24 protein-coding genes and 2 pseudogenes are annotated in these 26,900 nt (G+C 71.2%); 10 read left to right on the forward strand and 16 right to left on the reverse strand.

What is annotated here, in order from left to right:
* Positions 1-154: 154 nt before the first annotated feature.
* The 3 genes from larB to CFK39_RS07900 all read right to left on the reverse strand — a co-directional run bounded on the left by larB (position 155) and on the right by CFK39_RS07900 (position 3,166).
* Positions 155-871 (reverse strand): nickel pincer cofactor biosynthesis protein LarB, encoded by a 717-nt coding sequence (larB, locus tag CFK39_RS07890; protein ID WP_089065010.1) that lies wholly within the window; start codon positions 869-871, stop codon positions 155-157.
* Positions 864-1,724, reverse strand: a complete 861-nt coding sequence (larE, locus tag CFK39_RS07895; protein WP_172805698.1) for an ATP-dependent sacrificial sulfur transferase LarE — start codon at positions 1,722-1,724, stop codon at positions 864-866. The genes larB and larE overlap by 8 nt, the downstream gene beginning before the upstream one ends.
* Before the next feature lie 101 nt (positions 1,725-1,825).
* A complete protein-coding gene (locus CFK39_RS07900; protein ID WP_089065012.1) occupies positions 1,826-3,166 on the reverse strand; it encodes a lactate racemase domain-containing protein in 1,341 nt (446 codons plus the stop codon).
* Positions 3,167-3,292: 126 nt separating this feature from the next.
* On the opposite strand from CFK39_RS07900, the gene CFK39_RS07905 reads away from it, so the two are divergent.
* The 3 genes from CFK39_RS07905 (at position 3,293) to CFK39_RS07915 (ending at position 6,011) form a co-directional block, all read left to right on the forward strand.
* Positions 3,293-3,856, forward strand: coding sequence for a DUF421 domain-containing protein (locus CFK39_RS07905; RefSeq protein ID WP_089065013.1), 564 nt, complete (start codon positions 3,293-3,295; stop codon positions 3,854-3,856).
* A gap of 41 nt (positions 3,857-3,897) precedes the next feature.
* The gene (locus tag CFK39_RS07910) at positions 3,898-4,323 is read left to right on the forward strand and encodes a MerR family transcriptional regulator (RefSeq protein WP_089065014.1); all 426 of its coding nucleotides are present in this window, start codon (positions 3,898-3,900) and stop codon (positions 4,321-4,323) included.
* A gap of 95 nt (positions 4,324-4,418) precedes the next feature.
* Positions 4,419-6,011 carry a SulP family inorganic anion transporter gene (locus CFK39_RS07915; protein ID WP_089065015.1) on the forward strand — a complete coding sequence of 531 codons (1,593 nt, stop codon included), beginning with the start codon at positions 4,419-4,421 and terminating at the stop codon, positions 6,009-6,011.
* A gap of 158 nt (positions 6,012-6,169) precedes the next feature.
* On the opposite strand, the gene CFK39_RS07920 is transcribed toward CFK39_RS07915, so the two are convergent.
* The 3 genes from CFK39_RS07920 to CFK39_RS07930 form a co-directional block, all read right to left on the reverse strand.
* Positions 6,170-6,961, reverse strand: a complete 792-nt coding sequence (locus CFK39_RS07920; RefSeq protein WP_089065016.1) for an SDR family oxidoreductase — start codon at positions 6,959-6,961, stop codon at positions 6,170-6,172.
* Positions 6,962-7,143: 182 nt separating this feature from the next.
* Complete coding sequence (locus CFK39_RS07925; protein WP_245822360.1) at positions 7,144-8,316, reverse strand: LCP family protein; 1,173 nt, start codon at positions 8,314-8,316, stop codon at positions 7,144-7,146.
* 132 nt (positions 8,317-8,448) lie between these two features.
* A complete protein-coding gene (locus CFK39_RS07930; RefSeq protein ID WP_089065017.1) occupies positions 8,449-9,378 on the reverse strand; it encodes a LysR family transcriptional regulator in 930 nt (309 codons plus the stop codon).
* Positions 9,379-9,583: 205 nt separating this feature from the next.
* On the opposite strand from CFK39_RS07930, the gene CFK39_RS07935 reads away from it, so the two are divergent.
* Together CFK39_RS07935 and CFK39_RS07940 are read left to right on the forward strand one after the other, a co-directional pair.
* Positions 9,584-10,546: an aldo/keto reductase gene (locus CFK39_RS07935; RefSeq protein WP_089065018.1), complete on the forward strand. Its 963-nt coding sequence runs from the start codon at positions 9,584-9,586 to the stop codon at positions 10,544-10,546.
* Positions 10,547-10,654: 108 nt separating this feature from the next.
* Entirely contained in the window at positions 10,655-11,260 is a 606-nt protein-coding gene (locus tag CFK39_RS07940) for a CueP family metal-binding protein (RefSeq protein WP_089065019.1), read from the forward strand.
* Between the two features lie 25 nt (positions 11,261-11,285).
* Here the strand turns inward: CFK39_RS07940 and CFK39_RS07945 are convergent, their stop codons facing one another.
* Entirely contained in the window at positions 11,286-13,361 is a 2,076-nt protein-coding gene (locus CFK39_RS07945) for a heavy metal translocating P-type ATPase (protein WP_089065020.1), read from the reverse strand.
* A gap of 362 nt (positions 13,362-13,723) precedes the next feature.
* Here CFK39_RS07945 and CFK39_RS07950 point away from each other — a divergent pair, with 362 nt between their 5' ends.
* Positions 13,724-14,386 (forward strand): carbonic anhydrase, encoded by a 663-nt coding sequence (locus CFK39_RS07950; RefSeq protein ID WP_089065021.1) that lies wholly within the window; start codon positions 13,724-13,726, stop codon positions 14,384-14,386.
* Here the strand turns inward: CFK39_RS07950 and CFK39_RS07955 are convergent.
* Entirely contained in the window at positions 14,376-15,077 is a 702-nt protein-coding gene (locus CFK39_RS07955; RefSeq protein WP_089065022.1) for a helix-turn-helix domain-containing protein, read from the reverse strand. The genes CFK39_RS07950 and CFK39_RS07955 overlap by 11 nt on opposite strands.
* 108 nt (positions 15,078-15,185) lie before the next feature.
* Between CFK39_RS07955 and CFK39_RS07960 the strand changes: the two genes are divergently transcribed.
* The gene (locus CFK39_RS07960) at positions 15,186-15,626 is read left to right on the forward strand and encodes a DoxX family membrane protein (RefSeq protein WP_089065023.1); all 441 of its coding nucleotides are present in this window, start codon (positions 15,186-15,188) and stop codon (positions 15,624-15,626) included.
* Positions 15,623-16,198 carry a GTP cyclohydrolase I FolE gene (gene folE, locus CFK39_RS07965; protein ID WP_089065024.1) on the forward strand — a complete coding sequence of 192 codons (576 nt, stop codon included), beginning with the start codon at positions 15,623-15,625 and terminating at the stop codon, positions 16,196-16,198. The genes CFK39_RS07960 and folE overlap by 4 nt, the downstream gene beginning before the upstream one ends.
* Positions 16,199-16,209: 11 nt before the next feature.
* On the opposite strand, the gene CFK39_RS07970 is transcribed toward folE, so the two are convergent.
* The 6 genes and pseudogenes from CFK39_RS07970 to CFK39_RS17475 all read right to left on the reverse strand — a co-directional run.
* Positions 16,210-17,034, reverse strand: a complete 825-nt coding sequence (locus CFK39_RS07970; RefSeq protein ID WP_089065025.1) for a sugar phosphate isomerase/epimerase family protein — start codon at positions 17,032-17,034, stop codon at positions 16,210-16,212.
* Positions 17,035-17,063: 29 nt separating this feature from the next.
* Entirely contained in the window at positions 17,064-17,498 is a 435-nt protein-coding gene (locus tag CFK39_RS07975) for a hypothetical protein (RefSeq protein ID WP_245822361.1), read from the reverse strand.
* Positions 17,499-17,536: 38 nt separating this feature from the next.
* Positions 17,537-18,922 carry an alpha/beta hydrolase family protein gene (locus tag CFK39_RS07980; protein WP_089065027.1) on the reverse strand — a complete coding sequence of 462 codons (1,386 nt, stop codon included), beginning with the start codon at positions 18,920-18,922 and terminating at the stop codon, positions 17,537-17,539.
* On the reverse strand, positions 18,922-19,707 hold the full coding sequence (locus tag CFK39_RS07985) for a hypothetical protein (RefSeq protein ID WP_089065028.1): 786 nt from the start codon (positions 19,705-19,707) through the stop codon (positions 18,922-18,924). Before CFK39_RS07985 ends, CFK39_RS07980 begins: the two co-directional genes overlap by 1 nt.
* A gap of 45 nt (positions 19,708-19,752) precedes the next feature.
* Positions 19,753-20,451: an aminotransferase class IV gene (locus CFK39_RS17470; protein WP_420836216.1), complete on the reverse strand. Its 699-nt coding sequence runs from the start codon at positions 20,449-20,451 to the stop codon at positions 19,753-19,755.
* Between the two features lie 66 nt (positions 20,452-20,517).
* Positions 20,518-21,566: pseudogene (locus tag CFK39_RS17475) on the reverse strand (chorismate-binding protein); the annotation flags it as partial.
* Positions 21,567-21,656: 90 nt separating this feature from the next.
* Between CFK39_RS17475 and larC the strand changes: the two are divergent.
* The gene (gene larC / locus CFK39_RS07995; protein ID WP_089065029.1) at positions 21,657-23,066 is read left to right on the forward strand and encodes a nickel pincer cofactor biosynthesis protein LarC; all 1,410 of its coding nucleotides are present in this window, start codon (positions 21,657-21,659) and stop codon (positions 23,064-23,066) included.
* 43 nt (positions 23,067-23,109) lie between these two features.
* Positions 23,110-23,496, forward strand: a complete 387-nt coding sequence (locus CFK39_RS08000) for a cupin domain-containing protein (protein ID WP_089065030.1) — start codon at positions 23,110-23,112, stop codon at positions 23,494-23,496.
* Positions 23,497-23,501: 5 nt separating this feature from the next.
* Here CFK39_RS08000 and ppsA read toward each other — a convergent pair.
* Together ppsA and CFK39_RS08010 are read right to left on the reverse strand one after the other, a co-directional pair.
* Positions 23,502-25,890: pseudogene (gene ppsA, locus CFK39_RS08005) on the reverse strand (phosphoenolpyruvate synthase).
* Positions 25,891-25,915: 25 nt separating this feature from the next.
* Positions 25,916-26,845: a pyruvate, water dikinase regulatory protein gene (locus CFK39_RS08010; RefSeq protein WP_089065031.1), complete on the reverse strand. Its 930-nt coding sequence runs from the start codon at positions 26,843-26,845 to the stop codon at positions 25,916-25,918.
* Positions 26,846-26,900: the final 55 nt, after the last annotated feature.

A 26,900-nucleotide genomic window follows, 5' to 3' on the forward strand; every position in this document is an offset into this window, starting at 1 on the left:
CGCTGTCTCCGGGGCGGCCCCGGCCGAGGGAAGGCAGGGCGGGATGCGTCCGGATCTCCAGCCGGCATCCTACAACGATGCAGGGCAACCAGCGGCAACCGTCCATCTGCCAGCGGAGCGACCGTGCACGACGGGCGGGATCGAGGCGGGCCGGCTACTCCTTCGCCGTCGGTGCCCAGCGGGTGATCTGCGCGGCGAGATGGCCGGCGCCGTAGCCGTTGTCGATGTTGACCACGCCGATGCCGGGCGCGCAGGCGGAGAGCATGGTGAGCGCTGCGGTGACACCGCCCGCCGCGACCCCGTAGCCGACGGAGGTGGGCAAGGCGACGACGGGAGCGCTGATCTGGCCGGCGACGACGGTGGGCAGGGCTCCGTCCATCCCGGCGGCGACCACCACGCAGGCCGCCTCCCGCAGCTCGGGCAGGCGGGACTGGAGGCGGTGCAGCCCGGCGATGCCGATATCCGCGATCAGCCGTGCGGGCCGGCCGAGGTAGCGGGCGGTGAGCTCGGCCTCGCGGGCCGCCGGTAGGTCGCTGGTGCCGGCGCAGGCGACGATGACCAGCCCTCCCGTCGGCTCCGGGGGTGCGGGCGGCCAGGCGAGCAGGCGGGCGTCGGCGGCGTGGAGCGCCTCGGGCAGCGCGTTCAGGATCGCCTCGGCGCGGGCGGCGTCGGCCCGCGTGAACAGGACCGGGCCGAGGTCGGTCCGGCCCTCGGCGCACAGCCGGGCGTACTCCGCGGCGATCGCGGCGACCTGCGGGACGGTCTTGGCGTCGCAGAGCACGGCCTCGGGGGCGCCGCGGCGGCGGGCACGATCGAGGTCGAGGTCGAGGAAGCCCTCGATCCTCCCGTCGGCCGAACCCGGCTCAGCCATGCGCCCGGCCGCTCGTGCCCACGATCTGCAGCGAGAACAGCCCCGAGCGGATCCCGTCGAGATCGATCGTGACGTGCTGGAACCCGGTCTCCTTCCCCGCGGCGACCAGGGCCGTGCGGACCTCCGGCTCCATGGCGCGCGCGAGCTCGTCGGTGGGCAGCTCGATGCGGCCGACGGCGCCGTGGTGGCGCACCCGGCAGTCGCTGAAGCCCTGCTCGTAGACGGCGTCCTCGAGATCGTCGATCTGGCGCAGCTTCTCGGGCGTGACCTGCTGGCCGAAGGGGATCCGGGAGGCGAGGCAGGGTGCGGCGGGCTTATCCGCCACCGGCAGCGAGAAGCCGCGCGCAACGGATCTGACCTGCTGCTTGGTCATCCCGACGAGGGAGAGCGGGCGCAGCACCCGATGGCGGGTGGCCGCGCCGGCGCCGGGGCGGTCGTGGCGGGCGGCGTCGTCGGCGTTCTCGCCGTAGGCGACCGCGTCCAGCTGCTGCGCGCCGACGACGTCATCGCCGATCCGGGTGAACAGCTCGTCCTTGCAGTGGAAGCACCGAGTGCCGTCGTTCTTCTGGTAGTCGGGGTTCTCCCCCTCATGGGTGGGCACCTCGACCACCTCGGCGCCGATCACGGCCGCGACCTGGTGGGCCAGGCGCCGCTCCCGGCGGGCCAGGGACGGGGAGACGCCGAGCAGGGCGACGACGTTCTCGGCCCCGAGCGCCCGCACCGCGAGCGCGAGCAGAGTCGCGGAGTCCACGCCGCCGGAGAAGGCGACGCCGAGCCGGCCCACGCCCTGGAGCTGGGCAGAGACCGCATCGGCCAGCGCGAGCGCCTCGCCCGTGAGCGCCTGCGGAGTCATCTCGGTGACGGTGAAGCCGGGGTGGCCGGGCGAGAACAGCGAGGTCGGGGCCGACGGCTCGGCGCCGGGTCGCAAGGGGATGAGGCGGTTATCGGTGGTGGTCACAGGGAGCTCCGCTCCGCGGCGAGGCGGAAGAGCACCTCGCCGGCGTGGTCGATGACGAGGGTGTCGGGATCGTTGCGCAGCGCCTCGAGGTCGAGCGAGGTGGGATCCATGTAGTGGACGTTGTACTCCTCGCACTCCTGCTTCGAGATCGAGGTGGCGAAATAGCGGTTCACGCGCTGCTTCTCCTCCCCCGTCTCGGGGTCGTAGGTGCCCAGCCCGGTGACATGCGTGGAGTGGGCGAGCTCGCCCCAGGCGTGGTCCTTGAACCGGTCCCACTGCTTGGTGAAGTACTCGATGTTGTGGTAGCCGATGTCGCGGATCCCGGGGTGCATCGCGGCGACCTCGGTGATGTGGGGGGCGTAGATGATCACGTCGCCGCCGTCGGCGCAGACGGGCTCGGACTTGTAGAAGCCCTTCGCCCCGGTCCACATGTCGTCGTACATCTCCGGCACCAGCGCGACGATCCGCTGGAACGGCTTGTCGACGTAGGTGATGTGGGTCTGTGCGGAGATCTTCGCCATCGCCGCCCAGGCGGCCTGCGGGTCGCCGAAGGCGATCGCGTTCAGCTCCTCGCCTCCGGAGAGGACATCCATGGTGAAGGCGAGCTTCTCGGCGTCGATGAGGTCGCTCGCAGCATCGATCAGCTGGCGCACGGGGGTGATGCCGAGGGTGCCGATGATGCGGCTGGCGGTGATCAGCGCGCCCACCCAGTGGGAGACGTCGATGACGTCATGCACCGAGCAGCCGGGGAAGAAGTACTTGTTGCCGCCGGAGAAGCCGACCACCTCGTGCGGGAACACGGGGCCGACGATCAGGTTGACGTCGGATTCGACGACGAGCCGGTTGATCTGCACGCGCATGGGGATGTCGGTCAGCAGCCCGCCGGTGAGCTCGGCGATCTGCTCGGCGGGGATCTCGCCGAGGTCGGCGATCTGGTCCGGGTCGTCCCAGGCGTGGTTGAGAACGGTCCACTCGGGGTAGGTCGCCGCAGCACCCTTCTCCGTGGTGCCGAGCAGGGTGTCGATCGCGCTCTCGCTCATCGCGGCGTGGGTGCCGAGTGCGATCAGCACGGTGACCGAAGATGCCCTGCCGGCGAGCGCCTCGTGGACCGCGGGCAGCACCTTGGGCAGCGGCACCGAGCGGGTGCCGTCGGGGATGATCAGGCAGACGCTCTTGCCGTCCATGTCCTGCCCGGCGAGCTGCTCGGCGACGAAGCCGGCGATCTGCTCGTCGCTGAGCACCCCCTCGGGACCGCCGAGGAGGGCGGCCCGTTCGGCGAGGCCCTCGGGGATCGGCTGGATCGTCGGGCCCGGAGTCTGCGTCTGCGTCTGGCTCATCGCTCCACTATGCGCTGTCGGCCTGACCAGGACAAGCATGGTTCGGCTGTTGCCATGAGGCGCCGGTGCGCACTCATCGCCGCATCCCGATTCGGTCCCCGAGCGCGCGCGTGCCAGGCTGACGGCATGGATCTGAGCTACTTCTGGACCGGCTGGGCCCCCATCTGGCACACCCTGCTGATCGGCATCGTCGGCTATCTGACCCTGGTCATCCTGCTGCGGGGGACGGGGCCGCGCACGATGGCGAAGATGACCCCGCTGGACTTCGTGATCGCGGTGAGCCTCGGCTCGGTGTTCGGCCGCGTGGTCACCGCGGAGAAGGTGAGCCTCGCGCAGGCGGTCGTGGCACTGGTGCTGCTGGTGGTCGTGCAGTGGGTCCTGGCGATCGCCCGCGCCCGATGGCGGTTCATGCGCCGGCTCCTGGACTCGCCCCCCGTCCTGCTCTACTACGCCGGTCAGCTGCAGCACCGGGCGCTGCGCAAGCACCGGCTCACCGAGGTCGACGTCCATACCGCGGCTCGTCAGTCCGGGCACGGCTCCCTGGCGGGCGTCCAGGCGGTGGTGCTGCATCAGGACGGTTCCCTCGGGGTGATCGGGGAGGACTCGATGGGCGACGGCTCCAGCCTGCTGCCGTTCATCGAGCGCCATCGGGGCGAGGAGGGCCATCCCGGCATCCCGCACGGCGACTGATCGTCTCGGGGCCCGCGGCCAGGGTGAGGCACACTGGCGCCATGGACGAGACGGGCGAGGGACGCAGGCTGTGGCACATCGGTGCGGTCGCCGACCGCACCGAGCTCAGCCTGCGGACGCTGCGGCACTATGACGAGATCGGGCTCGTCCGCCCGTTCCAGCGGAGCGAGGGCGGTTTCCGCCTCTACTCGGAGCAGGACATCGAACGGATCCTGCTGATCCGCCGCATGAAGCCCCTGGACTTCACCCTCGAGCAGATGCGCGAGCTGCTCGACATCACCCACGACGTCTCCCAACCGGATCCGCCGACGGAGGCCCAGGAGAAGCTGCGCGAGCTCGAGGCGATCGCGATCGAACGTCGCACCGCGCTGGAGCGGAAGGTCGCCATGGCCGATGAGTTCCTCGCCCGTCTGCGCTCGCTGACCTCCGCGGGCCCTCGGGACGAGGACGGCGGACGGACGGGCTGATCCGGGCATGCGAGCTGGATCACGAGTCGCCCACCGGGAGCCCGACCCTCACGTAACGTGAGGTTCGCTTCATGTGGCCCCCGCGCACACCTTCCATGCCGGTCGGCCACCGCCCTTCCTCGACGTCAGGACGATCCGTGACCTCCTCCGCCCCTGCGCCGGTCGACAGCTCCCCCCAGCACTCCCAGCAGCAGCCCGCCACCGTGCGCAGCGTCCTGCGCAGCCCCCGTCGGCTGAAGACCGAGATCCTCGGCGGCCTGGTGGTCGCCCTCGCCCTGATCCCCGAGGCGATCTCCTTCTCGATCATCGCCGGGGTCCCGCCGCAGGTGGGCCTGTTCGCCTCCTTCACCATGGCGGTGACGATCGCGGTGGTCGGCGGTCGTCCGGCGATGATCTCCGCCGCGACCGGGGCCGTCGCCCTGGTCATCGCCCCGGTGGCCCGCGAGCACGGCATGGACTACCTCGTCGCGACCGTGCTCCTGGCCGGGCTGCTGCAGATCGTGCTCGCCCTGCTCGGGGTGGCGAAGCTGATGCGCTTCATCCCGCGCAGCGTGATGACCGGCTTCGTCAACGCGCTGGCGATCCTCATCTTCGTCGCCCAGCTGCCCCACCTCATCGGTGAGGACATTCCCTTCATCGTCTACCCGCTGGTCGCGGTGGGCATCGCGATCATGGTGCTCCTGCCGCGCGTGACCACTGCGGTCCCGGCCCCGCTGATCGCGATCGTCCTGATCACGCTCGCCGTCGTCGCCGCCGGGTGGACGATGCCGAACGTCTCCGATCAGGGCGAGCTGCCCGACTCGCTGCCGGAGCTGTTCTTCCCGGACGTCCCGCTGACGCTCGAGACGCTCCAGATCATCGCCCCCTACGCGCTGGCGATGGCGCTGGTGGGGATCATGGAGTCCCTGATGACGGCGAAGCTGGTCGACGACATCACCGACACCCACTCCGACAAGACCCGCGAGACCTGGGGCCAGGGCATCGCGAACCTGGTCACCGGGTTCTTCGGCGGCATGGGCGGCTGCGCCATGATCGGCCAGACCATGATCAACGTGAAGCAGTCGGGGTCCCGCACCCGCCTGTCCACCTTCCTGGCCGGCGTCTTCCTGCTGATCCTGGTCGTCGCGCTCGGCGACACCGTGGGCCCGATCCCGATGGCGGCCCTGGTCGCGGTGATGATCATGGTCTCCGTCGGCACCTTCGACTGGCACAGCATCCGCCCCTCCACCCTGCGCCTGATGCCCTGGTCCGAGACCGCCGTCATGCTGGTGACCGTCGTCGCCACCGTGATCACCTCCAACCTCGCCATCGGCGTGGTCCTCGGCGTCCTCACCGCGATGGTCCTGTTCGCCCGACGGGTCGCCCATCTGGTCGGGATCGAGAAGGTCTGGGAGACCGACGTGGACGACGACGGCATCATCGACATCCGTCGCTACGCCGTGACGGGCCAGCTCTTCTGGGCCTCCAGCAACGATCTGGTCTACCAGTTCGACTACGCCGGTGACCCCGGGACCGTGATCATCGACCTCACCGCCGCCGACGTCTGGGACGCCTCCACGGTCGCCACCCTCGACGCCGTGCAGTCCAAGTACGCCGCCCGCGGCAAGGAGGTGCGCATCATCGGCCTCGACGGGGCGAGCCTCCAGCGGCTCGAGCGACTTTCGGGCAATCTCGGCGAGGGCCACTGAGCCGCGACGCCCCGTCATCCTCGATCACCGTCATGCCCCGCCACCACAAGACTGACCCCGGTGAGGTCTGAACGCTCCTAGGGCGCCCCGATCCCTCACAGAGGTCAGTTCTCCGGTGGCGTCGACCGGCAGGCCTCCGGCGCCTGATCAGGCTCCGCTCAGACGCTCTGCCAGATGTCGTCCCCGCGGCGCAGGGCGTCGAAGCCGCCGTCGACGAAGAGCACCTGACCGGTCATGCGGGCGTTCGCCTCCGAGACCAGGAAGGCGTGGACGGCTGCGACGTGCGCCGCTTCGGCGACCCCGTTGTAGGGGGCGGGCATCGCGTCGTCGGCCATCTTGCGGCCCTCCTCGCTCGCGAAGAGCTCCGTGGTCATCCCGGTGCGCACCTGGCCGGGGCCCACACCGTTCAGGCCGATGCCGGCGCCCGCGTACTCGGCGCTCGGGGCCGCGCGGCGGATCCAGCGGGAGATCGCCCGCTTGGAGCTGGAGTAGTTCGCGTACCCGGCCTCCGGGCCCTGCGCGGCCAGCGCGGCGCCTCGGGCGATCGCCGCCTCGGCGTCTCCGGCCAGGAGCAGGTCCACGAGCTCGGGGTCATTGCCCTGCAGGGTCGCGGCGGAGGTGGTCACGCTCACTCGCGGGGCCTCGGCCGCGGCGAGCTGCGGGCGCAGCGCCTCGATCAGCTGAACGGTGCCGAGGTAGTTGATCTTCACGGACAGCTCGGAGTTGGCGGAGACCCCTGCGTTGGCGACCAGGCCGTCCAGCACCCCGCCGGTGCGCTCGGCGATCTCGGCGGCGACCCGCTCGATCTGCGCCGGATCGGAGAGGTCTCCGATCACATCGCCCTCGCGCAGGTCGACGCGGAGCACCCGGTCAACCCCGGCCTCCAGGAGTTCGGCGGTGGCCTTCCCGATCCCTGAGGCGGATCCGGTGACGACGATCGTGCGTGCCATGAGGTGTTCCCTTCGATGATGGCGAGAGCGTCCACTGCCTGCCGGACGCTGCTGTTGCTCCAGCGTACGTCGGGGATCTCCGGCCCCCTGGGCCGGAGGTCCCTCCCCGGTGTACCTGCTGGGCGGCGCGGTCGTCCATTTCATGCTGCGGGCGCGGGGTGCGGCGTGAACCGTCCCCCGGGTCAGCCCGTGCAGAGGTCGGTATCCGCCGTCCTGACCGTCGCATCCAGCGACGGCGGGGCGGGGGCGGTCGCCTCCGGGGACGACTCGGGCGCCCCGTGCCCGGTGTCCTCCTCCGGCTCGGCGCCCCCGGGGTCGGCCAGGACCGGTACGTCGTCCGCGAGAGCCTCGAAGACCGCCCCCGCCTCCGCCGACGGCACCACCCGGTTGCGATCCGTGGGTGCCGGCTCCCACGGCATGGTCACGAACGTGATGTCCTCCGGAGCCACCCGGGAGACTCGGGCGCCCAGACCTGCCAGGTCCGAGACCCTGCTCAGACCCGAGTCGACGGTGAGCGAGGACGTGGCGGCGTCCAGGAAGGGATAGAGGCGGTCAGGGCGGGAGACGATGCGCGAGCTGGTCGCCTCCTGCACCACGGCCGACATCACCATCTGCTGATGCCCCAGGCGCGCGATGTCGCTGCCGTCGCCCACGGCATGGCGGGTGCGGGCGAGCGCGAGTGCGTCCTTCCCGTCCACCACCTGCTCGCCGGCCGGCAGGTCGAGATCCGCGTACGGGTCCCGGAGCGCCTCGGGGAGGCAGACGGCCACTCCGTCCAGCGCCTCCACGATCGCGATGAAGCCCTCGAAGTCGAGCTCCACGAAATGGTCGATCCTCACGCCGGTCAGCTCCTCGACCGCGCTCACCGAGCACGCCGGTCCGAAGTTCAGGGCCGAGTTGAGCATCCCCGGTCCGCCGGGGAACGCTCCGTCCCCGGTGTCCTCGCACCGGGGCAGATCCATGAGGGTGTCCCGGGGCAATTGCACGGCATCGATCCGATCATCGTCCCCGGAGAGGTGGGCGAGCACCATCGCGTCACTGCGTCGGGATCCATCGCCCGTACCGAAAGAGCTCCCCGCCAGGTCGCGGCTGTCCGAGCCCAGCAGCAGGATGTCCATCGCTCCGCCGCTCTCCCGGGGGGCATGCTCGGTCGCGGCGCGCAGCGGAGCGGTGGTGAGGTTGCCCCGCAGGTGGGCCAGGGTGCCGGCGATGCCGCCGGTCACGACCATGACGGCCGCCACGGCGAGGATCGCGGCGATCCGGCCCCGTCGGTGCACCAGCGCCCGCCTCTCGCGGTGAGCGCGGTGCACCGGTGCCCTGCGCAGCGGGCGACGGCTCGTCGGGGCATGCTCCATGTCCGCTCCTCCTGGCTGCAGCTCGTCGATCCTGGCCCACGGGTCAGACCACCACGAGCGAGGCGCTGCGTTCCAATAGCGCTCGGACCGGGAGCCATGCGCACCGCCTATGGAAGAGGTCGTCTGCGCAGGTCAGCGTGTCGAGGCGGTGTCCACGAGGGCGAGGAACTCGTGCAGGGCGGGATTCGGGAAGGCGTCGGGCCGATGGATGATGCCGATGGCACGTCGCACCGGGGTGCGCAGCGGCACCAGCAGCCCGTCGAAGGCAGGGGCCGTTCGCGCGAGCACCTCGGGCACGATGGTGAGGCCGTCGACCGCGACCGCGAGCGCGACCAGGCTGTCGCGCTGGGTGGTGGTGATCCTCTGCGGGGGTGCGCTGCCGAGCTCGTGCAGGACGGCGTCGGTGTGGTGACGGATCGAGGTGCCGCGGGGCAGGGTGACCAGCGTCCTGCCGGCCACGTCCTGGGCCGACAGCGGCCCGAGGGCTCCTCTCTCGCGCACACGACGCGACAGCACGGCGGCGAACTCCTGAGCGGGCAGCGCCAGCGCCGCGAGGTCCTCGGGCACCTGGTCGATGACTCCGAGCGCGGCATCCGCACGGCCCACGCGAAGCGCCTCGACCAGCTCCTCCGCGCCGTCGACGGTGGAGACCTCCACCCTGACCCCGGGATGCGCGCGATGGAAGATCCCCAGCTGTGCGGGGAGCGCGGTGGCCACGAGCGAGGGCAGCCCGGTCACGCGCAGCGATCCCGTGGTCAGCGCCTGCGCGGCACCGGCCATCGCTTCGATGGACCCCATCTCCGCCAGCGCCCGGCGCCCGGCGGCCACGAGGCCGCGCCCCGCCTCGGTGAGCTCCATCCGTCGGCCAACGGGAAGGAACAGGCGAGTCCGCAACGCCGACTCGAGGGTGTGGATGCGCCGCGAGAGGGAGGGCTGGGAGATCTGCAGCACATCGGCCGCGGCGGTGAAGGAGCCGTAGTCGATCACGGCGATGAGCGCCTCCACCTGGCCGAGGGTCGGCGTGCCCCGGGTGCCGGCCCGGTCAGGGCGCTGCTCAGCCATCTCGTCCCACTCCCTGCTCATCCCGGCCGGGTGCCGAGGGCACCCTGCGCCGAGCATACCGAGGCGGCCGCGAGACGGTCAGGGGGAGCCCCGCGCGGGGGACGCCGAGCTGCTCGGCGACGTCGATCCAGGGCGGACGTAGGCTTTCCCAGGACAGGCCCCGCTCCTCTGACGCGGGGTCGCCACGGCACGAGGAGCCCACCCCATGCAGTACACCCAGCTCGGACGCACCGGTGCGACCGTCTCCCGGCTCGTCCTCGGGACGATGAACTTCGGCCCGCACACCGCCGAGGAGGATGCCTTCGCAATCATGGATCGCGCCCTCGACGCGGGCGTGACCTTCTTCGACACCGCCAACGGCTACGGCGGCACGGACCGTCGCGGCTGGACCGAGGAGATCATCGGCCGCTGGCTCGCCTCCCGCGGCCGGCGCGAGGAGATCGTGCTCGCCACCAAGGTGTTCGGCGAGATGGGGCCCGGCAAGAACGACCGCGGGCTCTCCGCGCTGAACATCCGCCGCGCCGTCGATGCCTCGCTGCGCCGCCTGCAGACCGACCACATCGACCTCTACCAGATGCACCACGTGGACCGCTCCGCGCCCTGGGAGGAGATCTGGCAGGCGATGGATCTGCTGGTCGCGCAGGGGAAGATCAGCTATGTCGGCTCCTCCAACTTCGCCGGCTGGCATCTGGCGCAGGCCAGCGAGACCGCCCGCGCCCGGCACAGCCTGGGGCTGGTCTCCGAGCAGTCGCTGTACAACCTGCTGACCCGCGATATCGAGCTCGAGGTGCTGCCCGCCGCCGAGCACTACGGCATGGGCGTGATCGCCTGGTCCCCGCTCGCGGGAGGGAATCTCGGCGGCCGCTCGAGCACGGGCGTCCGACGCCGGAACTCCGGTGGCGGCTCGGGCTCCGATGCCCGTTCCGCCCAGCTGGACCGCTGGGAGGCCTTCTGCGCAGAGCGCGCTCTGGCACCCGGCCAGGCGGCACTGGCCTGGCTGCTGCACCGCCCCGGCGTGCTCGGCCCGATCATCGGCCCCCGCACGATCGACCAGCTGGACTCGGCGATCGGCGCGGTGGACGTCGCACTGAGCGAGGACGATCTCGCCGCGCTGGATGAGATCTTCCCGGGCCCGGGCGGCCCGGCCCCGGAGGCCTACGCCTGGTGAGCCCGCCGCGACCGAGGTGACGGTCGCCGGGTAATGCCTCCCGGCCCGCACACATCTGTGCCCGGTACCGTCGAGACCGACCGATCGCTGCGCCTGGAGGACCCTGCCGTGCTCATCCCCCGCCCCACCCCCGCGATTCCGCGCCGCGCCCTGCTCGGCGGTCTCGCACTGTCCCCCCTGGCCCTCGCGGGCTGTGGCCCCGACCGCAAGCCTGCTGCACCGGCAGCTCCCGCGCAGGAGCTGCTGAGCGCGCACGGCTTCGCCGGCCGCGAGTCACGGGAGATCATCGATCTGCTCGAGGCGCTGCCCCTCGCGGAGCGACCGACGGATCTCCTCGCCTCGGTGCTGCCGGACCGCGTGGATCTCTCCGATGACGCGGGCCGGGAGGCCTCGCTGCCCCTCCCGGACGGGGAGGCCTACGTCTCGGTCGCACCGTTCGTGGACGCCACGCACGAATGCTTCTTCCACAGCCTCACCACATGCCTGGGCGAACTGCAGGAGCAGAGCCTCGAGGTCCACCTGACCACGTCCGCCGGGGAGGTGCTGCTCGACGAGACGCTCACCACGGCGCCGAACGGCTTCCTCGGCCTCTGGCTGCCCCGGGACCAGCAGTTCACGCTGACCCTCACGCACGACGGCGCGAGCGCCTCGACATCGCTGGCCACCGGCTCCGAGGCCCCCACCTGTCTCACCACGATGCAGCTGGGGACCTGAGCACCCAGGGTGGCACGGCGCGGGCTCAGTCCGTGGTCGTCCGCCCGAGCATGCGGACGCCGCTGGCCTGCGGCCGCAGATCCAGTCGGCGCAGCAGCTGCGCGTTCAGCGCCACCACGATCGTCGACAGGGACATCAGCAGCGCCCCCACGCTCACCGGGAGCACGAAGCCGATCGGAGCGAGCACCCCCGCCGCGAGCGGCACGGCCAACAGGTTGTACCCGGCGGCCCACCAGAGGTTCTGGCGCATCTTGCGATAGGCGGCACGAGAGAGCTCGAGCACGGAGAGCACCGAGCGAGGGTCGGACGAGGCGAGCACCACCCCGGCGGAGCCGATCGCGACATCGGTCCCCGCGCCGATCGCGAGGCCGACGTCGGCCTGGGCGAGCGCCGGGGCGTCGTTGACGCCGTCGCCGACCATCGCGACCGTGCGTCCCTCCTGCTGGAGCTCGGCGACCGTCCCGGCCTTGTCCTCCGGGCGCACGCCGGCGAACACCCGGTCGATGCCGAGCTCGCCCCCGACGGACTCGGCCACGGCCTGTGCATCCCCGGTGATCATCACGACCTGCACCTCCTGGGCGTGCAGCGCGTCCACGGCGTCGCGGGATTCGGGCCGGATCTCGTCGACGAGCCGCAGCGCGCCGACGACCTCGCCGTCCGCGAGGACATGGAGGATGGTGGCGCCCTGCCCGTGCCACGCCTCCGCACCGGGCAGCTCCGCGGCCTCGTGCCGCTCGAGCAGGTACGGCCCACCCACTTCGACGACGGCACCATCCACGACGGCGCGCACTCCGACCGCCGGCGAAGAGGTGAAGTCCTCTCCGGCGCGGTAGACGATATCTCGCTCCTCGGCGGCGCGCACGATGGCACGTGCCAGCGGGTGCTCGCTGGGAGCCTCCGCGGCGGCGGCGAGGACGAGCAGCTCCTCCTCGGTACTACCGGCGCCGGGCTCGATCCCGGTCACTGCCGGTTCACCCTTGGTGAGGGTGCCGGTCTTGTCGAACAGGACGGTGTCCACGGTGCGCATCTGCTCGAGCGCCAGGCGGTCCTTGACCAGCACGCCGCCGCGCGCGGCGCGCTCGGTCGCGATCGAGACGACCAGCGGGATGGCGAGACCCAGGGCATGGGGGCAGGCGATGACCAGCACGGTGATCGCCCTGATCACGGCCTGGTCGGGGCTGCCCAGCAGCAACCACACCAGTGTGGTGAGGATCGCGGCGCCGAGTGCGAACCAGAACAGCCAGCCCGCGGCGGTGTCGGCGAGGCGCTGGGCACGGGAGCTGGACCCCTGGGCGTCGGAGACGAGCTTCCGGATGCCCGCGAGCGCGGTGTCCTCCCCGATGGCGGTGACCTCGAGGCGCAGCCCGGAGTCGGTGGCGACGGTACCGGCGACGACCTGGTCCCCCACCTCCCGGTGGACGGTCGAGGATTCCCCGGTGATCATGGATTCGTCCATGCTGGCGGCGCCGTCGGCGATCCTTCCGTCGGCCGGGACGGAGGCGCCGGGGCGCACGAGGACGGTGTCGCCCACGGCGAGCTCGGACGGCGAGACGGTGACGGCCTCGTCGCCCTCCAGCCTCTCCGCCTCATCGGGCAGCAGCGCGGCGAGGGAGTCCAGGGCTGAGCTGGTCTGCGCCAGCGAGCGCATCTCGATCCAGTGCCCCAGCAGCATGATCACGATCAGGAGCGCGAGCTCCCACCAGAAATTCAGCTGCGGATCGAGCACGCCGAGGGTCGAGCCCCAGGAGGCGAGGAAGGCGACCGTGATCGCGAGTCCGATCAGCAGCATCATCCCGGGCTGTCGGGAACGGATCTCCGCGACGCCTCCGGTGAGGAAGGGTCTGCCGCCCCAGACGTACAGGACGGTGCCGAGCACCGGGGCGATCCAGGGGACCCATCCGGTCTCCGGCACCTGGAGGCCGACGAGCCCCGCGATCATCGGGTTCAGGGCGACGACCGGGATAGCCAGCACGAGCATGATCCAGAACAGCTGCCGGAACTGCGCGACATGATCGCCGTGACCGGAGTGTGCGGAGTGGTCATGGCCGCCTTCGGCCGTGTCGTGGCCATGCGGAACGTTGACAGTCTGCTCGTGGCTCATACCTGCCTCCTCCTCGCGAGTGATGGAACACGTCGAGCCTATACCCCCTGGGGGTACTGTTCCAGGGATGTGGCGCGATCCTCCTGCGCTGGCCTCCCGACCCGATCAGGCACGGTTCGCTCGAGACCTCGGACCTCATCGAGCTCTGCGCCTCCGACGTCACCGACGGCATGGCGCCATGTGTCCGCGGCACCGATGTGACGTTCCCGCTGAGGGGCGATGTCCGCGGCACCGTCACCGATCGCTTCGGGATCGTGCGGCAGGTGAGCATCTCCGCCCCCCGAGGCGGGCCGAGGGCAGGAGTATTCTGCGACGGGGTCGGCAGCCGCCGGCCCGCCGGCTCTCCCGAAGGAATCTCCGCCATGACCTCTCCCCGCGTGACCGTCCAGCAGGCCTGGGATGCACTCGTCGAAGGCAACGAACGCTTCATGGCAGGGGATCTGAACCATCCGCAGCAGAATGCGGCCCGGCGCAGCGAGCTGCGCGGCAGCCAGGCGCCGAATGCGGCGTTCCTGGGCTGCTCGGATTCCCGGGTGGCGGCGGAGATCCTCTTCGACTGCGGGCTGGGTGACCTGTTCGTGGTGCGCAACATCGGCCAGATCGCGAACGCGAACACCACCGCGACCATGGAGTTCGCGGTGGCAGAGCTGGGCGTCGCGGTGATCGTGGTGCTCGCCCATGCCTCCTGCGGCGCTGTCGCCGCGGCGATCGACCAGACCACGGCCGCGCCGAGCGAGGTCACCCCGGCGATCCGCAAGGAGCTCGAATCGATCCAGCCTGCGGTGCAGCAGGAGTGGTTCGCCTCCCAGCAGCTCAGCCCCTACGTGGACCCCGAGCTGATCGATGCGGATGCGGTGGGGCGGCGCCATCTCGACGAGACCATCAACGCCCTGATGCGGCAGTCGAAGGTCATCTCCGACGCGGTCGCCGCCGGTGAGCTCGGCATCGTCGGCTGCCAGTACCAGCTGGAGGAGGGCCGGGTCTCCCCGATCTCCTGGGTGGGCCGGGTCGACATCACCCGCTGAGACCGGCTAGGCCCTTCTGTGCGGCCGACGCCTCGGTCCGGATCACCACGCAGCACCGGCCCTCATGGGGGCACAGCTCCGCTCGTGCGGGATCCTCTCCCCTGGTCTCCAGGGTGCTGCCCAGCAGGGCCTGGTTCAGCGTGCACACCAGCTCGGTGTGGGTGCGGCTGAGCCGATGGAAGGGGCAGTTGCGCAGGACGATGTCCCCCTCCGCATCCACAGCCGGCTCATAGCCCCGCTCGGCGAGCACCTCCATCAGTTCGCGGCCCCCGGCGCCGGCGGCGCGCCCCTCCGCCTCGGCGGCCTGCATGAGGGCGCGGCGCAGCGCACCACTGCCGTCCCCGTCGATCGCGGTCGCGAGCAGGTCGGCCAGCAGCGCGTAGTCGCGCGGTGGCACGGAGACCGTGCGCTCCTCCCGGACCCGGTGATAGCGCTTGGCGGGCCGTCCCGCTCCAGGACCGCCGACGCCGGGCGGGCGGGCATAGGTGGTGGTCAGCAGACCCGCCTCGACGAGCCGGTCGAGGTGGTAGGCCGCGAGATTCCGCGCCATCCCCACCTCTCGTGCGGCGTCGTCGCGGGTGAGCGGTTCGTCGTGGGCTGCGATCGCGTCGTACAGCCGTCGCCGCACCGGGTCCGCGAGCGCGCTCAGTCCTTGGAGGCCGTCAGTCCCGGCCCCAGCCTCACTGTTCATGACTCTCCTCGTCCATGCCCGAAACTCTATCACCAAGCGTTCTTGACAAACAGGGTGGGACGGTGGATTCTAAAACTAGATTCATCTGGTTCTAGAAGGAGTTCCGTCATGTCTGTCCTCTCCCCCTCCCCCTCCACGTCCCTCCTCACCCGTGCCCGCCAGGAGCCCGCCTTCGCGGCGTTCTGGGTGCTGCGACTGGGCTTCGTCGTGCTCCCCCTGCTGATGGGGCTGGACAAGTTCACCAACCTGCTCACCGACTGGCCCGGGTACCTCGCGCCGTGGATGGTCGCCCTCCTGCCCGTCAGCGCGCAGACGGCCATGTATGTCATCGGCGTGATCGAGATCGTTGCCGGGATCGCCGTCGCTCTCCGGCCCCGCCTGGCCGCCTGGGTGGTCGCCGCATGGCTCGCCGGCATCATCGTGAACCTCCTGACCTACTCCGGGTTCTACGACGTCGCCCTGCGCGATGTCGGCCTGCTGGTCGCGGCCATCGCCCTGGGCCTGCTCTCCCGCACCTACGACCGCCCGCAGGTCGAGGCGGGGGCGTGACCGCCCACGTGGCCGACGAGACCTCACGGGATCTGGCGGCGGCGGAGGACGCCGCCGCCAGCTTCCTGCGAGCGCTGGGCATCGAGACCGAGACCGAGAATCTGCGTGCCACCCCCGGCCGAATGGCCAAGGCCTGGGCGGAAATGCTCACCCCGCGCGAGTTCGACGCCACCACCTTCCCCAACGACGAGGGATATGACGAGCTGGTCCTCGCCCGGGACATCCCCTTTCGTTCGGTGTGCGAGCATCATCTGCTGCCCTTCGTCGGCACCGCCTGCGTCGCCTACCTGCCCGGTGAGCGGATCTTGGGCTTGTCGAAGCTCGCCCGGGTGGTCGAGCACTTCGCCTGCCGTCCGCAGACCCAGGAACGGCTGACCCGCCAGGTGGCCCTGTGGTTGCAGGAGCAGCTGGATCCCACCGCGGTGGGTGTGGTGCTGCGTGCGGAGCATTCCTGCATGACGCTGCGCGGCGTGCAGGCGACCGGCTCCTCGACAGTCACGTCCTCGCTGCTGGGGACGCTGCGCAGCGACCCCCGCTCACGCCAGGAGTTCCTCACCCTCGCCGGCAGCTAGCCGGGTGCTCCTCAGCCGGTGACGGTGCGCACGATCTCGTGCATCTGCTCGAGCCGGCCCCATTCGTCATCGTCCGTGCCGGCGTAGACGAGCGAGAGCCGACCGGCATAGCCGGCCTCGCGCAGCGTCACCAGCGAGCGGGCGAGGTCCTCGGCGTCGAGCACGCCCGGAGCTAATTCGCGGGCCTTGATCTGGGAGCATTCCGCCTGCCCGGCGACCGCCGCGAGCTGGTCGTATTTGTCTGCACCGTCCCAGTTGCCGGTGTCGATGAGCAGGCCCGCCTCGCCCTCGAGCAGGTCCAGCAGCGTCCGGGTGGTGGGGGCGTCGCGCAGCAGCGACTTCCAGTTCTCGGTGAGCATCCGGATGTCCGGATGCGCTGCAGCGAGGGCGCGCAGCCGATGCGCGCTGAGCGCGAGCGTCTCCGGCGTCGGTGCCTGATCCCCTGCGGGGACCCGCACCCGGGCGGCGCCCAGCTGCTCGGCGACCTCGATCCAGCCCGAGACCCACCGCTGCTGGTCCTCGCCGTGCTCTGGATGGACCACGTCCCCGTCGTCCACCAAGAAGCACTCGAGATCCACTCCGGCCGTCGCGAACCCGTCGCGCAGCTCGGCGAGGTAAGCGGGCTCGGTGCGGGGCAGGTAGAAGTGGCACAGCTGGGCGCTGGTGAACCCGTGGGCGGCGAGCTGCCCGGGCAGCTCGAGCAGGTCCAGTCCGCCTGCGGCGTCGTTCTCGACGAGCACTCCCGACGGGGCGGACCCGGGGGCGACGAAGCGGCCCATGGTCCGGAACAGGGACCAGGTGTGCAGGGCCTTGGTGGGGTCGAGGGCGTGGGCCATGGGGTCTCCCGTGGTCGGTGGGGCGGGGCTCATTCCGCGAAGTATGCGGTGAGGTCCTCGGTGGTGGTGTTCGCGCCGGAGCTCGGTGCGACCGCGTCGGCGCTCATCACCCGGGTAGCGCGATCCCCCTCGGGATGCGCCTCGATCCGCACGAAGGCCGTCCGCACCCCCGGCTGCTGGTCGTAGGTGTCGCTCACCGCCTCCAGGACCACGAGCAGCGACTGCTCGATCTGCGCGCGATCCCGCCCGGCCAGCACCAGCACCCCGCTGATGGTGGTGCCGGCGGAGTTCGAGTCCTGGAACTGCACCTTCCCGGTGCGGTGCTCCGGCAGCGCCTCCACGGCGACCCGCAATGCCTCCTGGACGGCGGCGGCGTCGCTGCGCCCACCCAGCCCGCAGGCGGTGAGCAGGCTGGCGATGATCCCCACGAGCACTCCTCTGCGACCGATGGCACTGCCTGTCATCGGTCCATCATTCACCATCTGAGCACTCGCCTGCGAGGTCAGTTATCGCGGTGCAGGCCAGAGGTGTAGTGCTGGACGTTCTCCGGGTCCCCGGTGAGGAAGGGCTGCAGGCTCGCATCCTGCGAGTACTGCGAGAGCTGGGAGTTCGGGTCCTGCAGCGAGGTCTCCACCGAGTTCTGGTATTCGGAGCTGCTGTGGTTGGTGCCGATGTCGAAGGGGTGCGCGCCAGGGCTGTCCAGGGTGACGTTGGTGGCAGCCTCGGACCCGCCTCCGCCCGGGCCCAGCGCGAACCCCCCGGCATCGATCTTCGGCACCAGGTCACCGCCATGCTGGATGTTCAGCTGGTTCACGCTGCCGGACACGTCATAGTTGTCCACCGGGGAGCCATAGGTCATCACGTTGGTGACGTTGAACTGTGAGGAGAAGGCCTGGTCCGCAGCGAGGCTGGAGGCGATCATGCCGCCCTGGGAGTGGCCGTTGAGCATCAGCGGGATCTTCCGCGGGATGCCGCTTTGCTGGTAGAGCTGCGCGATCGCGTCGGCGGTGGCCTGCGATCCGGCGGAGGAACCGTGGGAACCGGCCTGCTCGGCGTTGCCGGTGAGGTCCAGGGGGTTGTCGCCGGCATCGGGCATCCAGTGCTCGGTGCCGGGGATGTTCACGATGACCCCGGTGGGCGGGTTGCCGACCACGGACATCGAGACCTCTCCGGTCTCCTCGGGCCCATAGGTCTGATTGGTGTTGGCGATGATCTGGGCGAGGTCGCTGGGCGGGACCAGTCCTGACTCCTCGGGAGTCACGGCCACCGGGGCGTCGGCGTAGCCGGTGCCGTCGTCTGCCCATTTGAGGTCGGTGCCGGTGAGCCGCTCGATGGCGTCCCCGGTGCCGCGAACCAGCCCCGTCAGGCCGTCGACCACCACCTCGGTCAGGCGCGGCCAGCGGAACTCCCGAATCGCATCGAGAGCGTTGCTGACCAGGTCACGGCCGTCCTGCACCCGATCACCGAGCCAGCCGATCCCGTCGGAGATGCGGTTCCCGAGCCAGTCCTTGCCGTCCGAGACCCGGTCCCCGAGCCAGCCGATCCCGTCACGGATCCCGTCGACGAGGTCCCCTCCGGTGTCGCGCAGCCAGTCCATTGCGTCCTGGAACCAGCCGTCTTCTCCCGCGGAGGAGGCGTCGTCCTGCTCCTCGACGTGCTGTTGCAGCTCTCGGGAGCGCTCCCCCAGTCCCGGCAGCACGATGCTCTCACCGCGGCGGTGGGTGGCGTCCCACTGCTCACGGAACGCCTCGGCGTCGGGCCCTGCCCAGGCCACGCCGTGCACGCTGGACTCCAGCCCGCCGAGCACCTCCTCGAGGCGGCGCGCGGCCTGCTCGAGGGCGTCGGATTCGCCCAGGACCTGCTCGGTGTCCATCCCATAGAAGGTCATCAGGCGGCGCTCCCGGCCGCGTGGGCGGTGGAATGGGCGGTGACATGGCCGATCGCCGCGATCACCTTCGCGCGCATCGCTGCGGTGAGGGAGCCGGGGTCGAGCTCGCGGGCCTCGGCGCCGTCCTCCCCGGGCACCAGCACCGCGAGCTGCTCGCCGTCCTGCCCATAGGCGTACCAGGAGCCGCCGCTGATGACGGTCTGCTCCGGGGTGGGGGAGGCGATGACGAGCATCTGCACCTCCGCGAGGGCGGGAGCGTCGGCCAGCCCGGCCGGGGCCGGGGCGGGATCGGCGGCGGTGAAGGCGGGGCGCTGCGGGACCAGCGCCTCGAAGGTCTCGCTGAGGTGCTCGATCGTGGTCAGGCCCAGGATCACGGCGTCCGCGCGGCGCCCGAGCTGCATCGTCTCCGCATCGGCGGTGACCTCGCGGGACTGGTCGATGATCGCCACCACGCGGCCGGCGATGCGGATCCGGGTGGTCCAGGCCCGGTCGCCGTCGACGCACACCAGCTCGATGCCGACGGGCGAGCTCAGCGCGGAGCGCAGGAAGTGCTGCCAGTGCGGGTCGATGACCAGACCGCCCTCCTTGCCCGGCGCATCGATCAGCAGGCCCACGAGCTCGAGCTCGACGATCTGCTCCTCGGTGATCTCAGCCGGCGGCTCCTGCTCGAGCGCGATGGCCCGCACCCAGGCCCAGGAAGGTTCAGAGATCCGCACCAGCCGCGCGTCCCCCGGCAACGAGGTGATCCGCGGGCGGTGCTCCATCGTCGTGTCATCGGCTGTCATGCGCGCCCTCCCCGTGTGCCCGTGGGCGCTGCGGTGCGGCCCTGGTCAGGAGCTTAGGTCGGGCGGTGGGTGAGAGGAATGGGGAGTAGTCCCCATGGTCGTGGCGGGCTCTGCCACCAGCACGGCGGGACGCCAGCCGCGGGCCGAGCTGAGCACCGCGAGCTCCTCAGCGCCTCGCACCTGCTGGGCCGTCAGCTGCTGCTCCACCAGCTCGTCCCGCTCGATCGCGAGCCGCCGCCCCACCCCGGCCAGGCAGCCGTCGGCCGACGGCGGCGTGCACCAGATGCCGTCGATCCGCGCCGCGAGGGTCGCGATGGTGGTCTCGACGGCCCGGCCGTGCTCGCCGAGCAGCACCACGTCGTCCGCGCCGGGATGGCGTTCGCGTGCCGCGGTGAAGTGCTCCCGCACGGTGGTCTTATGAGCGCTGAGCCCGCTCGGGAAGGACGTGCGCACGGTATCCAGCGCGAGCCGCACCGGCCCTTCCGCCGCCGCCAGCGGCCGCGAAGAGGCCTCGAGCGAGCCGTCCCCCCGCAGCGCCAGGCGCAGCAGCACAGCGTCGGCTCCGGCCTCTGCGACGGCGGCCAGCACAGCCGTCTCCACCTGCTCGCGGTCGACGGGGATCCCGAAGTGCGCCGCTGAGTCGAGCAGCCGCTGCAGATGCTCCTCGAGGTGCTGGGCGACGCCATCGAGGACTGCGAAGGTCTCCAGCAGGGCGAACGGCTCCCGCGCCCCCACCGGCAGCACCGCGGCCTTGACCAGCAGCTCCTCGTACTCCCCCGCAGCGGTGGAAGCCCAGGTGATCCCACCGCCCGCGCCGTAGACCGCGGAACCGTCGGCCCCGTCGATCACCACGGTGCGGATCCCGACACTGAAGTGCGCCCGCGGCTCCGGCCCGGGAGCGAGATACCCGATCGCGCCGCAGTAGACGCCGCGCGGGGAGTCCTCGAGCTCGGTGATCAGCTCCATGGTGGACAGCTTGGGGGCGCCGGTGATCGAGCCGCAGGGGAACAGCGCCTCGAACACGCCGGCGAGCTCGGCCCCGGAGCAGGCACGGCCTTCGATCCGGGAGGTCAACTGCCACAACGTCGGGTACTCCTCGGTGGACAGCAGCTCGGTGACCTGCACGCTTCCCGCCTCGCACACCCGCGCCAGGTCGTTGCGCAGCAGGTCCACGATCATCACGTTCTCGGCGCGGTCCTTCTCGCTCGCCCGCAGCGCCTCCCGGGCCGCGTGATCTTCCTCGGGGCTCCGGCCCGAGCGGCGGTGCCCTTCATCGGGGCGGTGCGCAGCCAGCCGTCCTCCCAGCCGAGGAAGGATTCCGGGCTCGCGCTGACCACGGTGTGCCGGCCCAGGTCCAGGAAGGCGTGATGCCCGCCGCGCTGGCGGTGGGCGAGCTCCCCATAGAGCCCGAAGGCATCGCCGCGGAAGGAGGCGCGCAAGCGCGTGGTGAGGTTGCACTGGTAGGTATCGCCCTCGGCGATCGCCGCCCGCACCGCCTCCACGCGCTGTGCGTGCTGCGCCGCAGACCAGTCCGGGATCCAGGGCGTGACCTCGAATCCCTCCCCCGTGGTCAGCGGCGGCGCCTGCTCGTCCGGGGCGTCGGCGATCCCGAACCACACCAGCGGCAGCCCCTCCTGCGGCGCCCGCACGCGAGCCGCCGGATCCAGCCCCACAGCGGCCTCATAGGCCACCATCCCGAAGGCCCAGGCACCGCCGGCGACCGCCTCCTGGACGGCGTCGAGCGCAGGCCGCACCTCCTCCGGGCGCCACGCGCTGATCACCCGCTCGGCCCGACCGAACTGCAGGCTGCGGCCCGCGACGATGTCGTCGAAGCGGGCGACGGGGGCGTGCGAGCTCATGAGGGCATGATGCCTGACGCAGGGCACCGCCCACGGCAACACCGGGCCAGGCCGCGACCGGCTGGCGCATCCCGCTCTACGATCGTGGGCATGGCTCCGACTTCCTCCGCCCCTGCCCGTCTCGCCTATATCGATGCGACCGCGGGCATCGCCGGTGACATGCTGCTGGCCGCTCTGATCGATGCCGGCGCCGATCTCGATGGGGTGCAGCGGGTGCTGGACGCCCTGGTCCCGGACTCGGTCCGCTTCACCCGTTCCTCCGTGGATCGCGGCGGGCAGCGGGCGGTGAAGATCGACGTGGACGTGCTGGTCGAGGACCCGCCGCACCGCACCTGGGCCTCGATCCGGCAGCTGCTGGAGTGTTCCCGCGGGAACGCCGAGGTCCCGGCCCGCACGATCGACCTCTCGCTCGCGGTGTTCGGCCGTCTCGCCGAGGCCGAGGGCGCGACCCACGGGGTCCCGGCCGACGAGGTCCACTTCCACGAGGTCGGCGCACTGGACTCCCTGGCCGACGTGATCGGGGCCTGCGAGGCCTGGCGCCAGCTCGGCATCACCGAAGGCGCCGGCAGCGTGATCGCCGTCGGCTCCGGTCGCATCCGCGCCGCCCACGGCGACATCCCGGTGCCGGTCCCGGCGGTGGCGCGCCTCGCGCTCGGCTGGCCGACGGTCGCCGGTGAGCTGCTGCCTCCCCGCGGCCACGCCCCCAGCCACGATCACGACCACGCCCACCCGCACCCGCACCCGCATCCCGTCGAAGCCCCGGACTCCGATGCGGCCCTTCCCGCCCACGCCCAGGGCGGGCCCCATGAGCACGGCGGCCGACGGGTCCCGGCGGGGGTCGCCCCCGGCATCGGGGAGCTCGCCACCCCCACCGGCGTCGCGCTGCTGCGCGGGCTGACGAGCACCTCCGGCCCGCAGCCCTCGCTGCTGACCGAGGCCCTGGGGGTCGGAGCCGGCACCAAGGACACCCCTGGCCGACCGAACGTGGTGCGCGTGCTGGTGGGCCGTTCCGGCGCAGCCTTCGCCGCCGATGCGCACGACACCCCGGCCGCGGCCCTCCAGCTCGAGGCGAACGTCGACGACCTCGATCCCCGGCTCTGGCCCGGCGTGGTCGATGCACTGCTCGAGCACGGGGCGCTCGACGCCTGGCTGACCCCGATCATCATGAAGCACGGCCGCCCGGCGGTGACGGTCCACGCCCTGGTCCGTGAGGGAGCGGAGACCGAGCTCTCCGCACTGCTGATGGACCGCACCGGCAGCCTCGGCGTGCGCCGGCATCGGGTGGAACGGGTGATCCGCACCCGCGAGTTCACCGAGATCGAGGTGCAGGGACAGCGGATCGCGGTGAAGATCGCCCGCGACGCCGGGGGCGCCGTGGTGCGGCGGGAGCCGGAGTTCCGGGACGTCGTCGCCGCCGCCCGGGTGCTCGGCGTCAGCGAGCGGGCGATGCTGGACCTCGCGAAGGAATCCGCGACGGGCCTGACGGAACCGGGCGACTGACGGATACTGGGCAGGGACGATCACCGCTCACCTGGAGGTTCCCATGGCTGCCCTGTTCGACGCGATCACCACGACCCTGGACCGGGCCCGCAAGTCGGAGCACGGTCGGCACGCCGAGCTGCTGGTCAACGACGGACCGCTGCGTCAGACCATCATCGCGCTGCTGCAGGGCATGCGGCTGTCCGAGCACAACTCCCCGCCCGCCGCGTCCATCCAGATGATCCGCGGCCGGGTGAAGGTCACCGGGCAGGAGACCGTGACCCTCGAGACCGGGACCATCGAGGAGCTGACCCATCACCGGCACTCGGTCGAGGCGCTCGACGACTCCGTGTTCCTGCTGACCACCGTCACCAACGTCCCCGGCGCCGAGAGCCACGACAGCCCCAGCACCCACACGAATGAGCTGCAGCGGGTGCACGAGGACGACTGACCCGCTCAGGAGACCTCTCCACCGCCCTGCGCGGCGAGCTTGAGCCAGGTGTCCACGACGGTGTCCGGGTTCAGGGACATCGAGGCGATGCCCTGGTCCAGCAGCCATTCGGCGAGGTCGGGGTGGTCGGAGGGGCCCTGCCCGCAGATGCCCACGTACTTCCCCGCCGCGCGGCAGGCCTCGATCGCGCGGGAGAGCATGAACTTCACCGCCGGGTCCCGCTCGTCGAAGGCGTCCGCGACCAGCGCCGAGTCACGGTCCAGGCCGAGGGTCAGCTGGGTCATGTCGTTCGAGCCGATCGAGAAGCCGTCGAAGTGCTCGAGGAACAGCTCCGGGGTGGCGGCGTTCGAGGGGATCTCGCACATCATGATGACCTGCAGGTCCTTCCCCCCCGGACCAGGCCGTGGGTGGCCATCAGCTCGATGACTCCCTTGCCCTCGGCGGGGGTGCGCACGAAGGGGATCATGAGCTTCACGTTGGTCAGGCCCATGTCCTCGCGCACGTAGCGCAGCGCCTCGCACTCCATCGCGAAGCACTCCGCGAAATCCTTCGAGAGGTAGCGGGAGGCGCCGCGGTACCCGATCATCGGGTTCTCCTCCTCGGGCTCGAACAGGGTCCCGGCCAGCAGGTTCGCGTACTCGTTGGACTTGAAGTCGCTCATCCGCACGATCACCGGCTCCGGCGCGAAAGCCGCCGCGATGGTGGCCACACCCTCGGCGACGCGCTGGACGAAGTACTCGCGCGGGGAGGCGTAGGCGGCGATCTTCTCGTGCACCTGCTGCGCGATCTCCGGCTGCTCATGCTCCAGCCGGTCCAGCTCCAGCAGGGCCCGGGGATGGATGCCGATCTGGCGGTTCACGATGAACTCGAGGCGCGCCAGGCCCACCCCGGCGTGCGGCAGCCGGGAGAAGCCGAAGGCCTGCTCGGGGTTGCCCACGTTCATCATGATCTTCGTGCGCAGCGGCGGCATCGAGTCGACCTCGGAGGAGGAGATGGTGAAGTCCAGCAGCCCCTCGTAGACGAAGCCGGTGTCGCCCTCTGCGGCGGAGACCGTGACCTCCTCGCCGTCGGCCAGCACCTCGGTGGCGGTGCCGGTGCCGACCACGGCCGGGATCCCCAGCTCACGGGCGATGATCGCCGCATGGCAGGTGCGACCACCCCGATTGGTGACGATCGCGCTCGCGCGCTTCATGATCGGCTCCCAGTCGGGGTCGGTCATGTCGGCGACCAGCACCTCTCCGGGCTGGAACTCGTGCATCCGCTCGATCGTGTCCAGCACCCGCACGGGCCCGGCACCGATCCGGGCGCCGATCGCCCGGCCCTCGGCGCGGACCGGCCCGCGGGAGGCCAGGATGTACTTCTCGACCGTGTTGCCGGAGCGGGACTGGACCGTCTCGGGGCGGGCCTGGAGGATGTACAGCCCGCCGTCGGCGCCGTCCAGGCCCCATTCGATGTCCATCGGCCGCCCGTAGTGCTCCTCGATGATCAGCGCCTGACGCGCGAGGTCCGTCACCTGCTGGTCGGTGAGGGAGAGGCGGGTGCGCTCGGCGGGGTCCACCTCGATGAACTCGGTGGTGCGGCCGACGGTCGCGTCGTCGGTGTAGACCATCTTGGTGGCCTTCTCGCCGACGGCTCGCTTGAGGATCGCGGGACGGTCCTCCCGCAGGCCCGGCTTGTAGACGTAGAACTCGTCGGGGTTGACCGCGCCCTGGACCACGCCCTCGCCCAGCCCGTAGGCGGAGGTGATGAACACGGCCTGGTCGAAGCCGGATTCGGTATCCATGGTGAACATGACCCCGGCCGAGCCGAGATCGGAGCGGACCATCTTCTGCACCCCGGCCGAGAGCGCCACCGCAGCATGCTCGAAGTCGTGGTGGACGCGGTAGGCGATCGCCCGGTCGTTGTACAGCGAGGCGAACACCTCGCGGATCGCGGTGAGCACCGCGTCGATGCCGCGCACGTTCAGGAAGGTCTCCTGCTGTCCGGCGAAGGAGGCGTCGGGCAGGTCCTCCGCAGTGGCCGAGGAGCGCACCGCGAAGGAGGCCGCCTCACCGCTGCCGGCGGCGAGCTGCTCGTAGGCGGTGCGGATGTCCGCCTCCAGCTGGGCGGGGAACGGCTGGGCGACGACCAGCTCGCGGATCTCGCGCCCGGCCTCGGCCAGCGCGATGGTGTCGTCGGTGTCCAGGCCCTGCAGCCGCTCCTCGATCCGCCGGGCGAGCCCGGTTCCGCCGAGGAACTCGCGATACGCCTCTGCGGTGGTGGCGAAGCCGTCGGGACATGGACCCCGAGCCGGGTCAGGTTCGAGACCATCTCGCCGAGGGAGGCGTTCTTGCCCCCCACCTGCTCAAGGTCCGACATGCCGAGCTCGGAGAACGGGCGGATGCTCTGCGTCATGGCGTGCTCCTTCAGTGGTGGGTGCTCAGAGCGGGGTGGTCCCGCGGCGGGCGAGCGATTGGAGGATCAGGGTGGACATCTCCTCGACGGACTTGCTCGAGGAGTCGACGAAGGGGACCCCGTGCACGTCATAGACGCGACGGGCCCGGGACAGCTCCCAGCGGGTCTGTTCGAGCGAGGCGTAGCGGGAATCGGGCATGCGCTCCCTGCGCACCGCCGTGAGCCGCTGCGGCGAGATGAGCAGCCCGAAGCAGCGGTCGGCGACGCCGGCGATCGAGGCGGGCAGCACCTCGCCGGCCAGGTCCTCGTCCACCAGCGGGTAGTTCGCCACGAAGATCCCGTGCATCAGCGCGAGATACATGCTGGTGGGGGTCTTGCCGCAGCGGGACGGCGCGATCAGCACGACATCGGCCTTCTCGATCGCCCGCACGGACTGGCCGTCGTCGTGCTCGATCGCGAATTCGACCGCCTGCATGCGGCGGTTGTAGCGGCGGGAGTCCCCCACCCCGTGCAGCCGAGCCGGGGCGTGGTCGCCGGTGACCCCGAGCCGGTCCTCGAGCTGGGCGAGGTGTCCGCTGACGAAGTCGATCACCGGCGCCTTGGTGGCCCGCAGCTCCTCGCGCACCGCCTCGTCCACCACGGTCAGGAACACCAGCGGGGCGACCTCGCCGTCCATCGCCGCATCCAGGTCCCGGCGCACCTCGCGCGCCTCCTCGACGGTGCGCACGAAGGGCATCAGCCGCCGCTCGAAGGGGATCGTGGGGAACTGCAGCAGCAGAGCATTGCCCATGGTCTCGGCGCTGATGCCGGTGGAATCGGAGATGAAGAAGACCGGGACGGCAGAGGAGGCGGCGGGCTCGGAGCGACCGGCCGGAGGCGTCGCGCCCCTCGCCCCCGGCGAGAGCTTCCCGGCGGCGGAGGGCAGCGGTGGCGGGATCGGGAGATCAGCGTTCACAGGGCGCCCCTTGCTCTGGGCCCGGTGACGTGCACCGGGGACACGTCGATGTGCT

The organism is Brachybacterium avium (genome assembly GCF_002216795.1).
Lineage (GTDB): Bacteria > Actinomycetota > Actinomycetes > Actinomycetales > Dermabacteraceae > Brachybacterium > Brachybacterium avium.

Bases quoted from the DNA above. Each gene is read 5' to 3' on its own strand.
- CFK39_RS07925 (WP_245822360.1), bottom strand. From the start codon at position 8,316: ATGGAGCATGCCCCGACGAGCCGTCGCCCGCTGCGCAGGGCACCGGTG.
- larC (WP_089065029.1), top strand. From the start codon at position 21,657: ATGGCTCCGACTTCCTCCGCCCCTGCCCGTCTCGCCTATATCGATGCG.
- CFK39_RS07985 (WP_089065028.1), bottom strand. From the start codon at position 19,707: ATGACAGCCGATGACACGACGATGGAGCACCGCCCGCGGATCACCTCG.
- CFK39_RS07980 (WP_089065027.1), bottom strand. From the start codon at position 18,922: ATGACCTTCTATGGGATGGACACCGAGCAGGTCCTGGGCGAATCCGAC.
- CFK39_RS07920 (WP_089065016.1), bottom strand. From the start codon at position 6,961: ATGGCACGCACGATCGTCGTCACCGGATCCGCCTCAGGGATCGGGAAG.
- CFK39_RS07945 (WP_089065020.1), bottom strand. From the start codon at position 13,361: ATGAGCCACGAGCAGACTGTCAACGTTCCGCATGGCCACGACACGGCC.
- CFK39_RS07975 (WP_245822361.1), bottom strand. From the start codon at position 17,498: ATGACAGGCAGTGCCATCGGTCGCAGAGGAGTGCTCGTGGGGATCATC.
- CFK39_RS07930 (WP_089065017.1), bottom strand. From the start codon at position 9,378: ATGGCTGAGCAGCGCCCTGACCGGGCCGGCACCCGGGGCACGCCGACC.
- CFK39_RS07900 (WP_089065012.1), bottom strand. From the start codon at position 3,166: ATGAGCCAGACGCAGACGCAGACTCCGGGCCCGACGATCCAGCCGATC.
- CFK39_RS08000 (WP_089065030.1), top strand. From the start codon at position 23,110: ATGGCTGCCCTGTTCGACGCGATCACCACGACCCTGGACCGGGCCCGC.
- larB (WP_089065010.1), bottom strand. From the start codon at position 871: ATGGCTGAGCCGGGTTCGGCCGACGGGAGGATCGAGGGCTTCCTCGAC.
- CFK39_RS07960 (WP_089065023.1), top strand. From the start codon at position 15,186: ATGTCTGTCCTCTCCCCCTCCCCCTCCACGTCCCTCCTCACCCGTGCC.
- CFK39_RS07970 (WP_089065025.1), bottom strand. From the start codon at position 17,034: ATGGCCCACGCCCTCGACCCCACCAAGGCCCTGCACACCTGGTCCCTG.
- CFK39_RS07910 (WP_089065014.1), top strand. From the start codon at position 3,898: ATGGACGAGACGGGCGAGGGACGCAGGCTGTGGCACATCGGTGCGGTC.
- larE (WP_172805698.1), bottom strand. From the start codon at position 1,724: ATGACTCCGCAGGCGCTCACGGGCGAGGCGCTCGCGCTGGCCGATGCG.
- CFK39_RS07935 (WP_089065018.1), top strand. From the start codon at position 9,584: ATGCAGTACACCCAGCTCGGACGCACCGGTGCGACCGTCTCCCGGCTC.
- CFK39_RS07950 (WP_089065021.1), top strand. From the start codon at position 13,724: ATGACCTCTCCCCGCGTGACCGTCCAGCAGGCCTGGGATGCACTCGTC.
- CFK39_RS07955 (WP_089065022.1), bottom strand. From the start codon at position 15,077: ATGAACAGTGAGGCTGGGGCCGGGACTGACGGCCTCCAAGGACTGAGC.
- CFK39_RS07915 (WP_089065015.1), top strand. From the start codon at position 4,419: ATGCCGGTCGGCCACCGCCCTTCCTCGACGTCAGGACGATCCGTGACC.
- CFK39_RS07905 (WP_089065013.1), top strand. From the start codon at position 3,293: ATGGATCTGAGCTACTTCTGGACCGGCTGGGCCCCCATCTGGCACACC.